Annotated in this window: 9 protein-coding genes and 1 pseudogene; 5 read left to right on the top strand and 5 right to left on the bottom strand. The window is 38.8% G+C overall.

Annotation, left to right across the window (positions count from 1 at the left end; genetic code table 11):
* Positions 1 to 82: 82 nt before the first annotated feature.
* The 3 genes from AC1M83_RS02575 (at position 83) to AC1M83_RS02565 (ending at position 2,343) form a co-directional block, all read left to right on the top strand.
* Positions 83 to 625 carry a PadR family transcriptional regulator gene (locus AC1M83_RS02575; protein WP_092766380.1) on the top strand — a complete coding sequence of 181 codons (543 nt, stop codon included), beginning with the start codon at positions 83 to 85 and terminating at the stop codon, positions 623 to 625.
* 11 nt (positions 626 to 636) lie between these two features.
* The gene (locus AC1M83_RS02570; protein ID WP_481589927.1) at positions 637 to 1,545 is read left to right on the top strand and encodes an alpha/beta fold hydrolase; all 909 of its coding nucleotides are present in this window, start codon (positions 637 to 639) and stop codon (positions 1,543 to 1,545) included.
* A 75-nt stretch (positions 1,546 to 1,620) separates the two neighbouring features.
* The gene (locus tag AC1M83_RS02565) at positions 1,621 to 2,343 is read left to right on the top strand and encodes an SIR2 family NAD-dependent protein deacylase (RefSeq protein ID WP_481589926.1); all 723 of its coding nucleotides are present in this window, start codon (positions 1,621 to 1,623) and stop codon (positions 2,341 to 2,343) included.
* 9 nt (positions 2,344 to 2,352) lie between these two features.
* Here AC1M83_RS02565 and AC1M83_RS02560 read toward each other — a convergent pair whose 3' ends face one another.
* The 3 genes from AC1M83_RS02560 to AC1M83_RS02550 all read right to left on the bottom strand — a co-directional run bounded on the left by AC1M83_RS02560 (position 2,353) and on the right by AC1M83_RS02550 (position 4,866).
* On the bottom strand, positions 2,353 to 2,826 hold the full coding sequence (locus AC1M83_RS02560) for a hypothetical protein (protein WP_481589925.1): 474 nt from the start codon (positions 2,824 to 2,826) through the stop codon (positions 2,353 to 2,355).
* A gap of 45 nt (positions 2,827 to 2,871) precedes the next feature.
* A complete protein-coding gene (locus AC1M83_RS02555) occupies positions 2,872 to 3,240 on the bottom strand; it encodes a hypothetical protein (RefSeq protein ID WP_481589924.1) in 369 nt (122 codons plus the stop codon).
* Between the two features lie 168 nt (positions 3,241 to 3,408).
* Positions 3,409 to 4,866: an aspartate ammonia-lyase gene (locus tag AC1M83_RS02550; RefSeq protein WP_092766384.1), complete on the bottom strand. Its 1,458-nt coding sequence runs from the start codon at positions 4,864 to 4,866 to the stop codon at positions 3,409 to 3,411.
* A gap of 368 nt (positions 4,867 to 5,234) precedes the next feature.
* Here AC1M83_RS02550 and putP point away from each other — a divergent pair, with 368 nt between their 5' ends.
* Positions 5,235 to 6,749 carry a sodium/proline symporter PutP gene (putP, locus tag AC1M83_RS02545; protein ID WP_180027777.1) on the top strand — a complete coding sequence of 505 codons (1,515 nt, stop codon included), beginning with the start codon at positions 5,235 to 5,237 and terminating at the stop codon, positions 6,747 to 6,749.
* 45 nt (positions 6,750 to 6,794) lie between these two features.
* Here the strand turns inward: putP and AC1M83_RS02540 are convergent, their stop codons facing one another.
* Positions 6,795 to 7,286, bottom strand: a complete 492-nt coding sequence (locus tag AC1M83_RS02540; RefSeq protein WP_035263751.1) for an Lrp/AsnC ligand binding domain-containing protein — start codon at positions 7,284 to 7,286, stop codon at positions 6,795 to 6,797.
* 200 nt (positions 7,287 to 7,486) lie between these two features.
* On the opposite strand from AC1M83_RS02540, the pseudogene putA reads away from it, so the two are divergent.
* Positions 7,487 to 11,161, top strand: a pseudogene (gene putA / locus AC1M83_RS02535) (trifunctional transcriptional regulator/proline dehydrogenase/L-glutamate gamma-semialdehyde dehydrogenase); the annotation flags it as partial.
* A gap of 52 nt (positions 11,162 to 11,213) precedes the next feature.
* Here the strand turns inward: putA and pepN are convergent.
* Positions 11,214 to 13,823, bottom strand: a complete 2,610-nt coding sequence (gene pepN / locus AC1M83_RS02530) for an aminopeptidase N (RefSeq protein ID WP_481589923.1) — start codon at positions 13,821 to 13,823, stop codon at positions 11,214 to 11,216.
* Positions 13,824 to 14,003 lie beyond the last annotated feature (180 nt).

The raw sequence follows: 14,003 nt of genomic DNA, 5'->3' as shown, positions 1-14,003 counted from the left end.
GCATAAATATATATTCTAATTTTGCATTTTATGCAACATGTTGCATAATAAAGTTGATTCAACATTTTACGATATATGATTTATGTCTTTAGCACATGTTTTGTTGACCAGTCTCATCGAAAAACCAAGTACAGGTATTGAACTTGCGCGTCGCTTTGACCGTTCTATGGGATTCTTTTGGAATGCAACTCATCAACAAATCTATCGTGAACTCAATGCTATGCAAAAAAAAGGTTGGATTTCGACTATTGATGAAGGTGATCCCAACTCGAGAAAGAAAAAATATAAAGTTGATGCTCTAGGTCGAACTGAACTTGCCAATTGGATGGTACAGCATAGTGAGCCTGCCCAACTCAGAGAAGAATTGATGGTGCGTTTAAGAGCTGAAGCACAACTAGGTGGTAATAATGTGCTGACAGAATTGGAGTCTCATTTAGAAATTCATAAAAATAAGTTAAAAATATACCAAGCGATTTACGACAAAGATTTTGCCAATAAAAATAATGATGATCGTACACTCTATATTCATAAAATGATTCTTCAATTAGGCATTGAATTAGAGCAAGGTTGGATCAGTTGGTTAGAACGTGTAATTCCACAATTGAAAATAATGAATACAAAATAAAGGATATATCTATGCCATTTTATACCATGCAAGATGACGAAAAATTATATGTTCGTGAAATTGGTCAAGGTGAACCTGTTTTGGTGCTATCTGGTTTAGGAATGCAAAGTTGGCAATGGATTCCTTTTTTTGCATTTAATTTAAAGAAATATAAATTTATTATTCCTGACTGGCGCGGTTTTGGTGGGTCTAAGCATTGTAAAATTCCAGATACTAATGCTATTTCAAGTCACTGGAACGATATTCAGGCATTGATCAGTCAACGCCCTAAACAGCAATATAGAGTGATTGCTTATTCTATGGGGGCAACTACTGCCATGCATGGTATGCAATATGGTCAATTTGCTGATCAAATCCAAGCATACTTGCATATTGATCAAACCCCTAAAATACCTTCTGATGAAACTTGGAGTTTCGGGCTATTGGGCGATCGCTATCCAGAGTTCAAAAAGCTACTCATCGAACTTTCTTCTTTTTTACATCAACATGAAAATTATCAAAACCTGAGTGAATTACCTACTCACTTAAGCCGCGAATTAGTCGAGCTTTGGGTTAAATTTTTATCTTTACAAGATAATCATCAATTGAGCGCTAAAATTTTTAAAACAACACTCAATCAACCGAAAATTCAAAAGTTAATCCTCCCTATGCAACGTCTCGACTATATGCGTTGGTACATTGACAACTATCTAAACCATAAAGAAGATTACAGAGCCGCGATCTCAAAGTTAGAATGTCCAGCAACTTTTTTTATCGGCGCTAAATCCGCACTCTATCCAGCGCAAGGGCAAAAGCTCATTGCTGAATCGGTTAAAAATCATCGTATCGTACTGTTTGAGCGCTCAGGGCATACGCCTTTAATCAATGAACCCATTAAATTCGCACAAGAAATTTCTAAATTTCTGAATCAAACTATATAAGCTCTAATGAATATTTGAATATTAAGTTGATCCAGACGTCATACGTGGGCATAAAATCAATAGGATGGAGATTGGATGAATCAGTCTAAAAAAAAGCTTGTGATTTTTTCGGGTGCTGGTATGAGTGCTGAAAGTGGTATCAATACATTTCGAGATAGCGATGGACTTTGGGAAAACCATCGCATAGAGGATGTCGCAACGCCCGAAGCTTGGCGTAACAATCCTGTTTTAGTACAGCGCTTTTACAATGAACGGCGAAAAAAAATTTTAGCATCTGAACCTAATGCAGCACATCTTGCGATTGCAGCACTTGAACAACATTATGATGTACATGTGATCACGCAGAATATTGATGACTTACATGAACGCGCAGGAAGCAAAAAAGTACTACATCTTCATGGAAATATAAGACTGGCCAAAACCTCGGGGCCAGATGCTCAATTCACAGACAAATTTTACACAATTGAAGGTACTGAACTGGATATTTCTCGTGACTTCTGTGACGCTGGATATCCGCTTCGTCCACATGTCGTATGGTTTGGTGAATCCGTTCCCGCTTTTGAAGAAGCAGAAGTGATTTGCCAGCAAGCTGAAATCTTTGTTGTGATTGGAACAAGCTTAGCTGTTTATCCTGTTGCAAGCTTAGTACACAGTATTTCACCAAGCTGTGATGCGTATTATATCGACCCTAAAGCCGATCTCGGCCGTGTGCCACAACACTATACATGTATCTCAAAATCAGCAACCGAAGGAATGCAAGATTTGGCTAAACTTCTTTCTTCAGTTCAGCCAAATTGAGGCATGGGCTTATTTGAGTTTATCAAAATAAGGTTTTAACCATCGATATAACAAGAAGCCAATTAAGACAATCAAATAAAAAGGCCAAATCATTAATAAAAACACCAAAAGATCGAGCACAAATTGCCAGCCATATTTGATGCTATTCCAAGCACGCTGAATAAAGTGATCACCATTTAATCGCGCCACTGCATCAATATCAATATCAACCCTTTCTCGGACCAGTGTTGGTTGATTCAGTTGTAAACTGATCGTACTGAATTTAACACGGTCTTGAACTTCGAGTTGAGTGAGCCGTGTGATTTCATTCAAATGAGCTGGTCGTGCTTGACTTGAAATAGTCTGTGCTTGATTCATTTTTTCTTGAAGAAGCTTCAATTCAAAACGTTGTGCACTATAGCGTTGCTGATTCAGAAAAAATATTAAAGGTAAAAGTTGATTAACAACATGTGGGGCACGCTCACTCGGTACACGTAGCACCATAAAAGATATAGGTTCAACTTTTTCAAATACTTTTACTTTACCTTCTTAAATATTCTGACGTTTAAGATCAACCACATTGAAATCAATATCTTTTCTTTCAATAAATCCGCCTGCTTCAAGGGTTATTTTTTCAATCTCTAAACTGCTTTTCACCACATCTTTAACGGTAAAGTTAATTTGCGCCTCTCGAACCATACGACGAGTAAGTTCAACCGGATTAACCTCTTGATTTAATATGACCTCAGGTTTTTGCTCCTGGACGGGCAAAGTATTTGGTTCAGCCGCTTCTTGCATATCAACTTGCGTATCAGCAGTGTTTTTTTGAACTGCTTCAGCAGAGTGTTCCTCTATTTTTTTTGAACAGGATGCCAGCAACATCGAACACAGCAGCGTGCTTATTACTATTCTTTTCATTCATTTTCTCTAAATTATAATGTTTGTATTGATGGCTCAAAATTTTAATTATTATAAACATTCAATTAAGAAATTATACTTAAAAGTTTCAATGAAAATGGCATACCTCATTGAATGAAATATGCCATCAATTCATATTCAATTGATTTTCAGATTCTATCTAGTCTATTAGCTTACTTTGTCCATGTTCATATCATCGACAACATGACCCGCGATCTCAGACACTAAATTTTCAAAAGAGAAAATTTGATTTAACTGCTCTTGCGTCAAAAGATTCTGCTCAATGACAACTTGCTGAATGGTTTTATTTTCTGCAAGACAAACCTTCCCAATTTCATCACATTTGGCATGGCCTAGAATCGGATCTAATAATGTGACGATGCCAACACTTCGCATCACTGCATCGTAACAAGTCTGTTCATTTGCAGTAATACCTTGGATACATTTGTTTTCTAGTGTTTGCATTGCTTGAATTAATAAATTGGTTGATTCATTCATGGTCAGTGCAATTACAGGTTCCATGACATTTAATTGTAATTGCCCCGCTTCAGCTGCCATGGTCACTGTCAAATCATTACCAATGACTTTAAAAGCAATTTGGTTCACTACTTCAGGAATAACTGGATTGATTTTCGCAGGCATAATGGATGAGCCGGCTTGTAATTCAGGTAATCTAATTTCAGCTAATCCCGTACGAGGCCCTGAACTTAATAAGCGCAGGTCATTACAAATTTTTGAGAGCTTGATGGCTAAACGCTTTAAAGTACTTGATAGAATAATAAATACGCCACAATCACTGGTGGCTTCAACATAGTCTTCAGCACCTTGTAATTTCAATCCAGTAATTTGAGAAAGCGTTTGAACCACTTCTAGTGCATATCCATGAGGTGTGTTCACACCCGTTCCAATCGCAGTCGCACCCAAATTTATTTCTAGCAGTAAATGACGCATCTTTTGGATGAGGCGATAGTCTTCTTTTAATAGCGTCGCAAATGCACGAAACTCTTGTCCGAGTGTCATGGGTACAGCATCTTGGAGTTGAGTTCGCCCCATTTTAATTACGTGTTGAAATTCAGATGCTTTGATCTCAATAGCAGCGATTAATGAGCGAACTTGAGACAATAAATCTTCTAAACTGTAATATGTTGCTAGTCTCAATGCAGTTGGATAAACATCATTGGTCGATTGCGATTTATTCACATGGTCGTTTGGATGAATTACATCATATTGACCTTTAGGCAAGCCGAGATGCTCGAGTGCAAGGTTAGCCACCACTTCATTACTATTCATATTAATAGAAGTTCCAGCCCCACCCTGATAAATATCAATTGGAAATGATGATTTCCAACTTTCAGGCTGCTCAATCAGTTGATCACAAGCCCATTGAATCGCTTGGCTGACATCTTGACTCAATTTGGAAAATTTTAAATTTGTCTGTGCTGATGCTTTTTTTACCTGTGCCAATGCACGAATAAAATGTATGTTTTCACCTATTTGTTGATGCGAAATCTGAAAATTCTCCATCGCACGCAGGGTATGAATCCCATAGTAACGATCGAAAGGAACCGCTTTTTCACCGAGCAGATCATGCTCTATTCTTGTTTTATCAAATTGAACCGTAGACACTTTTATTACTCAACAATAATGCACCATTATCGTGCAATATCGATAATAGGCTTCATGCTTATTTTCACTATTGATTTAATACTTCTTTATGCAATAAAAAATTACAACTTCGCTGTTTAAGTGACAAATGTAACTTTATGTTAAAAATAATCATTTATAGAATTGTTTTAAACCTCAAAGTAAACTTTTTTGAAAAAATAGTCTTTGTAACCAAAATTACATTCAGTTTCACTAAACAACTATAAATCTCACTCAAATGTAACAGAGCGTAATTTTCAAAACGTGCTTGAATCAGCTCCTCGAATAATTCGATTAAAAATTCATCTCGGAAAGATGGTCATTTAGGACAGACAAAGGATGGCATAGCAATGAGCCAATTAAATCCTACGCTAATCACATTTATTTTTTATATTGTGGCGATGCTTGGCATTGGGCTTTATGCCTACAAAGCCACGAATAATTTTGATGATTATATTTTAGGTGGTCGGAGTTTAGGCAGTGTCGTCACTGCATTATCCGCAGGTGCATCAGATATGAGTGGCTGGTTACTCATGGGCCTACCTGGTGCAATTTATCTCTCAGGTTTATCCGAAGCTTGGATTGCCATTGGTTTAATTATCGGTGCTTGGTTGAACTGGCTGTTGGTCGCGGGTCGTCTACGTGTTCATACCGAAATACAACATAACGCATTGACTCTCCCCGACTATTTCACCAGCCGCTTTGGTGATCGGAAAAAAGTTCTTCGTATCATCTCAGCTTTTGTAATTTTGATTTTCTTTGCAATTTATTGTGCCTCTGGCATGGTCGCAGGTGCACGTTTATTTGAAAGCCTATTTGGTTGGGATTACAACACAGCCCTATGGATTGGAGCAGTGGCAACGATTAGTTATGTCTGTATTGGCGGTTTCTTAGCCATCAGTTGGACAGATACATTCCAAGCAGGCTTGATGATCTTTGCGCTTTTACTTGCTCCAGTAATGACCTATTTAGCCATTGGTGAAAATGCTCAGCAAGTTAGTGTCATTGTGGAATCCGCACGCCCATTAGCGAATAATTTACTTTCAGATCTCAGCACTGTAGCAATTTTATCTTCAATGGCATGGGGACTTGGCTACTTTGGTCAACCACATATTCTTGTGCGCTTTATGGCAGCAGATTCCGTGAAGTCTATTCCAGCAGCACGTCGAATTGGAATGACATGGATGATTCTATGTCTTGGTGGTGCAGTCGCTGTCGGTTATTTCGGAATCGCTTACTTTGATACGTTTCCTCAACTCGGTGCTGCAGTCAATGCAAATCCTGAAACAGTCTTCATGGAATTAACTAAAATCTTATTTAATCCATGGGTTGCAGGAGTGATTCTTGCCGCGATTCTTGCTGCAGTGATGAGTACCCTAAGCTGCCAACTATTGGTATGCTCTACCACGCTTACAGAAGACTTATACAAAGCATTTATTCGTAAATCTGCCTCACAAACCGAGCTGGTTTGGGTAGGTCGTCTGATGGTATTAATCGTTGCGATTATGGCGATCTTCCTTGCAATGAATCCGAACAGCAAGGTACTCGGTTTAGTTGCTTATGCGTGGGCTGGCTTTGGTGCAGCATTTGGACCACTGATTATCCTTTCTCTCTTCTGGAAGCGAATGACCATCAATGGTGCATTGGCAGGTATGATTGTTGGTGCTGTTACCGTCATTGTATGGAAAAACACCATGGCTGATACTGGCGTCTATGAAATCATTCCTGGCTTTATTTTATCTTGGGTGAGTATTATGGTGGTGAGTTTATTAGGCCGCCCGCCAGCGCAAGATGTGACTGACCGTTTTGATGAAGCTCAACAGAAATATGAAATTGAAATGCAAGAAATCAAAAATGGAAGGTAATGAGAAATAAAAAATTAAGGGGCTTATAGCCCCTTTCTTATACATTTACTTTTTAAATGTTTGCTTAAGTTGCACTTGCGAAGATTCCTTAATAACTTCCATCACTGGATAGCTACGGGTTTCTTTGATGCCAGGCAGTTGCCATAAAACCTGTCCAGAGATCTTACGAAACTCTTCCATGTTGGCGCAACGAATTTTAACTACAAAATCAAACCCACCGCTGATCATGTGACATTCAACAATCTCAGGGTAACTTCTGACTGCATCAGAAAATTCTTCTAATACATTTGGAGTTGTTTTATCTAATAAAATTTCGACAAATACCACAAAACTTCGATTCAGCAGATCTGGATTTAACTTGGCTTCATAACCTGTAATATACCCATCTTTGGTTAATTTTTGTACTCGAGCAAGCGCTGCTGTGGGAGAAAGATTGACCATTTCAGCAAGTTTTATATTTGATAGACGCCCATCTTTTTGCAAGATATCTAAAATTTTTAAATCTGTACGATCCAAGGTCATCATTTGAGTCTGCATACGAATTATTCTCTAAATTTAACTCTAATTATAGTGAGTTATGCACCATATTTTCTGTAATTATAAATTAAATAAACCTTAAAGATAAATCTATTTCATTGTCACAGGACGCTGGCGTATATCTCATGGAACAACTTAGCTCACCCCTTTCTCGCCCATTAGACATTCAAGACATTACTGAATTTAAAGATAAATCAGATCTAGAATTAGAAATAAATCGTGCATGGCGCCGTGATGAATCTGAATGTGTCGAAACACTTCTCGAACAGACCGAGATTGATCAAGAAATTTCAGACAAAATTTATCAATTAGCCTTCAATTTAGCGCATTCATTACGTGAACGTAAAGGGTCAGCGGGCAAAGCAGGCATTGTACAGGGTTTATTACAAGAATTTTCATTATCTTCACAAGAAGGTATTGCGCTCATGTGTTTAGCTGAAGCGCTCTTACGTATCCCTGATAAAGCAACACGTGACTTATTGATCAAAGACAAAATCAACCAAGGCAATTGGAAAGATCATTTAGGTCAAAGCAGCCTAATGTTTGTAAACGCGGCAGCATGGGGCTTAATGTTGACCGGTAAGTTAATGGAAACACCTAAAGCAAATAGTTTATCTGGTCTACTCACAGGCATCTTGGCACGAAGTGGCCGTGGCATTATTCGCAAAGCCGTTGATGTTGCTATGCGTATGATGGGTGAACAGTTTGTGACAGGTGAAACCATTGATGAGGCGTTAAATAATGCCGAACGATTAGAAGAACAAGGCTTCCGTTACTCATATGATATGTTAGGTGAAGCAGCACTTACAGATCATGATGCGGAGCGCTATTATCAAGATTATACAAATGCGATTCATGCGATTGGTAAGGCATCGTCTGACAAAGATGTTTACGAAGGCCCCGGTATCTCAATCAAACTTTCAGCACTTCATTCACGTTATCAACGCTCGCAAATTGACCGTTTACACGATGAGCTTTATCACAAAGTCTTTAATCTAGCGGTTCTAGCGAAACAATATGATATTGGTCTAAATATCGATGCTGAAGAAACTGATCGGCTGGAAATTTCATTGGAACTTCTTGAACGCTTATGTTTCGAACCAAAATTGAATGGCTGGAAAGGCATTGGATTTGTGATTCAAGCTTATCAAAAAAGATGTTTTTACGTGGTCGATTACATCATTGATTTAGCTAAGCGTAGTCAAAAACGTTTAATGATTCGTTTAGTCAAAGGCGCCTATTGGGACAGTGAAATTAAGAAAGCACAAGTTGAAGGCATGACCGATTATCCTGTCTTTACTCGAAAAGTGCACACAGATTTATCTTATATTGCATGTGCTCGCAAACTTTTAGCCGAACCAGACTTTATTTATCCACAATTCGCAACACATAATGCACAAACCTTAGCCACTATTTATCATTTGGCAAATCCTGAACAATATTATAAGGGACAATACGAATTCCAATGTTTACATGGCATGGGTGAACCACTTTATGAACAAGTCGTCGGTCCTAAAGCAGATGATAAACTTGGCGTACCTTGCCGAATTTATGCACCTGTCGGAAATCACGAAACCCTTTTGGCTTATTTGGTTAGACGATTGCTTGAAAATGGGGCAAACACGTCTTTTGTAAATCGTATTGCTGATAAAACACTCAAAATTGATGACTTGATTGAAAATCCACATCAAACCATTGATGTCACAAGTCGAATCGAAGGCAAAGTTGGATTAAAGCACCCTGCTATTCCATATCCGAAACATTTATATGCTGATCATCGCCCTAACTCTCTTGGAATTGATCTTGCAAATGACCAAGACCTTGAACATTTGAATCATACTTATCAACAATGGTCTAAAGTTCAAATTAAAGCCACCCCAATGGGTCTGAGATTAGATGAATCCGTACACGATACAGAGTCAATGGCAATTCTCAATCCTGCGAACCATCAAGATATTGTCGGTGAAGTGACGGAGACTCATGCCATGCAAGTGGAAATGGCGTTAGTTAATGCGACTGAAGCACAGCAGGATTGGCAAAATTTAGAAAAAGATCAACGTGCAGAATATTTAATTACAGCATCCAATGTGATGGAGTCTCGACTTGAAGAGCTAATGGTTCTGCTCAGTCGTGAAAGCGGTAAAACATTTGCCAATGCGATTGCTGAAGTGCGCGAAGCAGTAGATTTCTTACGCTACTACGCAGCACAAGTGAAAGATCTAGATAACAAAGCCGTTATTCAACCCTTAGGTACAGTACTGTGTATTAGTCCTTGGAACTTCCCATTGGCAATTTTTACAGGTCAAATCGCGGCGGCACTTGTGACTGGGAATACTGTAATCGCCAAACCAGCGGAGCAGACCCCTTTAATTGCCTCAATTGCAGTTCAGATCCTTTGGGAATCTGGCGTACCACAATCTGTCTTACAGCTCTTGCCAGGACGTGGTGAAACAGTGGGTGCACAACTCAGTAGTGATCATCGTATTCAAGGTATTATGTTTACAGGGTCAACTGAGGTTGCGAAAATTTTGCAGAAAACCGTTTCAAAACGACTGAATCAATTTGGTCAATCAATACCTCTCATTGCAGAGACTGGCGGTCAAAATGCCATGATCGTAGATTCTTCTGCCCTGACTGAACAGGTGATATTAGATGTTGTCAGCTCAGCATTTGATAGTGCAGGTCAACGTTGTTCAGCACTGCGAATTTTATGTGTTCAAGAAGATAATGCGCATACCGTGATCAAAATGCTTAAAGGTGCGATGAAGCAATTGCGTGTCGGTATTCCAAGTTTATTAAAAACTGATATCGGTCCTGTTATTGATCGCGAAGCAAAACAAACCATTGATCAACATATCAATAAAATGAAATCTTTGGGTTATCCCGTTCAACAACTCATGTGGGATGAAGATGACTCTCATCTCAAGCAAGGCACATTTGTTAAGCCGACTTTGATTGAGTTACCACATTTAGATGATCTTGAACGTGAAGTTTTTGGTCCAGTACTGCATGTCATTACTTATAAATATGGGGAACTTGATCGACTTATTGATCAAATCAATGCCAAAGGCTATGGTTTGACTATGGGCTTACACACACGGATCGATGAAACCATACAAACCGTAATTTCAAAAGCAGAAGTTGGAAATCTCTATATTAACCGCAACATTGTAGGTGCTGTTGTGGGTGTACAACCCTTCGGTGGAGAAGGTTTATCTGGTACAGGTCCCAAAGCTGGTGGACCGATGTATATTTATCGGTTAATGCATGAATGTACACATAAAAAAATTGAACAACCTTATGCAACGAGCAAAGGCGTTGAATTGACTGAACATCAAAACGTATTGAATCAATATAAAGATTGGGTCAATAAGTCATTTCCTCATTATCAAATGAAGGTGTTGCAACCAAGTTGTGTCGGACATAGCTATGAATTACAAGGACCAACAGGTGAAAGTAATCAATATGTTGTGTTACCGAGACATCGTGTTTTAAGCTTGGCAGATCAAGAAATAGATCAGATTCATCAACTTCATGCCATTCTCGCGGTTGGCTCTCAGCCAACTGTTCTAGGTGAGAATACGTTTGTTTTAAAATACTTACAGTCTATGCCTAAAGAAGTCGCTCAACGTATCGCCATCATTGCTGATATTGAGACAGGTAGTTTTGATGCAATTCTACATCATGGCACCAAAAATCAACTGTTAAAATTGCAAGATAAAGTGGCTCAGCGACAAGGTGCGATCATCGGAATTACACATCTAGAGCCTGGTAATTATGACATTCCTTTAGAACGCTTCTTTATTGAGCGTGCAATTAGTATTAATACCGCAGCTGCAGGTGGTAATGCGAGTCTAATGACCATGCAAGCTTGATTCTGTTGAGTCAAAAAAAACCAGTGCATTGCACTGGTTTTTTATTTGTGATTTAAACAGCAAGCATACTATTTAAAGTTTCCGATACATTTTTAGATTTCACGATAGGTTTCAATGTTTCGAGTTTCGCTTTGACTTCGGCTTGTTGAGGTTGGGCTAACGTGTACCAACGTGACAAAAGTTGTAACAATCGTGAGCCTACAATCGGATTCTTTTCGTCCAAATATTGAGCCAACTGAATAATGTGATCTACCCCAAAACTCCAAGTATTCACAGGGTTTGAATTTAAACCACCAGTTACAGCACGGATTCGATTAGGTACTTTAAGATCGTAATCAGCATGTGATGTCAGTTTTTGAATCGTCTCTGCTGTCGCTTTCGGATGAGCTGCTTGGATCATAAACCACTGATCCATTGATAGAGCCTCATCTTTAAAACGCGCATAGAAATCTTCTAAAATCTCAACAGCTTGCGGTGCATCATTCCACACCAACACTTTTAAAGCACCTAAACGTTCAGACATATTACGTGTTTGACGATACTGTTGCTCAGCTAAGTCAAATGCAGCTTCATCTCCTTGACGCGCAATAAAAGAAAGCATGATGTTCTTTAAAGCACGTGTACCCATAGCTTGGGAAAAATCTGACTGTGTTGCTGGATCTAATGATAAATAAGTTTCTTTAGCAAAATCACCTAAACGGCGAGACAAAGTATCTAATAGAGCATTACGCTTTTCATAGATCGCTGTCGGTTGATAATCGTGGTCAATACGACTACCCAAATAACCTTCACTCGGAACATCAAATAAACGTGAAGCTAACAGCGGATCTTGCTGAATTACTCTAGGTAGCGTTTTTAACATCGCTTCAATATATATGTCAGCAGATTGGTCATTTAGTAAGATGCGCTCAAGCAATGTTTGCGTCGCTTGCCACTGATTAAAGCCATTGGTTTCGTACTGTAATAAGAACGCAAGCTGTTCATCAGTATAATTAAACTCTAAATTCACGGGTGCAGAGAAATTTCGTAATAGTGAAATTACAGGCACCTTCGCCACATTTTTAAACTCGATCGTTGCTTCATCATTCGTGAATAAGTAAACACCATCTTTGACTTGATCTTCAACCAAAGCCGAGCATTCAAGTTGAAGTTGCTCACCAGTGTGTTCATCAAACAAAGCCAAAGCGACAGGAATTGGAACCGCTTTTAAGTTTGGATATTTTGGATGTGGTTTTAAACTTTGCTTAAAGTTTAAACGATAAGTTTTCTGCTCAGCATCATACTCACCTTTGGCTTCAAGCTTAGGTGTGCCCGGTTGGTTATACCAAGTTAAAAATCCTGATAAATCCACACCAGAACCTGCTGATAATGCAGCAACCCAATCTTCCACAGTCACAGCTTGACCATCATGGCGACGGAAATACTCATCCGTTCCTTTACGGAATTTTTCTTTACCTAATAAAGTCGCCATCATTCGGTTAATTTCTGCACCTTTTTCATACACAGTCGCTGTATAAAAGTTATTAATTTCTACGAAATGATCTGGACGTGGAGGATGAGACAATGGGCCTGAATCCTCAGGGAATTGGTGCGCTTTAAGCACTGCTACATCATCAATTCGTTGAACAGCAGCAGACTGCAAATCCTCAGAAAAAGATTGATCACGGAAAACGGTTAAACCTTCTTTCAGACAAAGTTGGAACCAGTCTCGGCAAGTAATACGATTACCCGTCCAGTTATGGAAATATTCATGAGCGATAACAGATTGAACACGCATAATCGCAGCATCAGTCGTGTATTCTTCATCAGCTAAAACACATGATGTGTTAAAAATATTAAGCCCTTTGTTTTCCATTGCACCCATATTGAATGCACTGGTCGCGACAATCATATAATTGTCTAAATCATAAGGTAATCCATAGTGCTCTTCATCCCAACGCATAGAATGTTTAAGTGCTTCCATGGCAATATGGCACTTCGGAATATCTTTTTCTTCAGCATAAATTTCTAGGGCTACATCACGACCTTCAGACGTGACGTAACGATCTTTTAATACCGCTAAATCTCCAATGACACATGCAAAGAGATAGGCTGGTTTCTTGGTTGGATCTTGCCAAATGGTATAATGGCGTCCTTCGCCTACTTCACCCGCTTCAATTAAATTACCATTCGCCAGTAGGACTGGAAATTTCTTATCCGCTTCGACACGTGTTGTGAAAACAGACAGCACATCTGGACGGTCTGGATAGAACGTAATTTTACGAAAGCCTTCTGGTTCGTTCTGTGTAACAAACAGATCAGATGCTGCTTGGTATAAACCTTCAAGTTGTGTGTTTGATTCAGGATGAATTTCAACGACTGTAACGATGCATGCATCATCAGGTGCATCTTTAATCACTAACTGTTCATCATCTAGATGATATTGCGAAGAATCTAACTCTTGACCATTCAGTGTAATTGACTTCAACTCAAGCTCACGACCAAGCAAAACCAAATCACCTTCAGTCTGACGTTGCATTTTTAGTGTGCCTGTCACCATCGTATGATCGTCATAGACTTGGATATTTAATTCAATCGAATCCACGACAAATGCTGGCTTCTGATAATCTTTCAAAAAAATCGTTTGATCTGCTTCGATCACTGGATTTGCCGCGATATTCATAACTCGTCCTATAAGCTGTTCTTTACAGCGATTATGCTTTTATGTGAAGTCAATTGATCATAGGTCAAAATTGACGAATTGTCTGTGTTTGACGATCTATTTAATATGGGTCTATTCATTTTTTTTCAATTTAATTTATTTGTAGTAACAACAGTTTGCTTCTTTATTACCCGTTTCAAA

Source organism: Acinetobacter sp. 25-47-130, from assembly GCF_056779705.1.
Note: the sequence above shows the minus strand (reverse complement) of the source record. Positions and strands in the feature narration are given on the sequence as shown.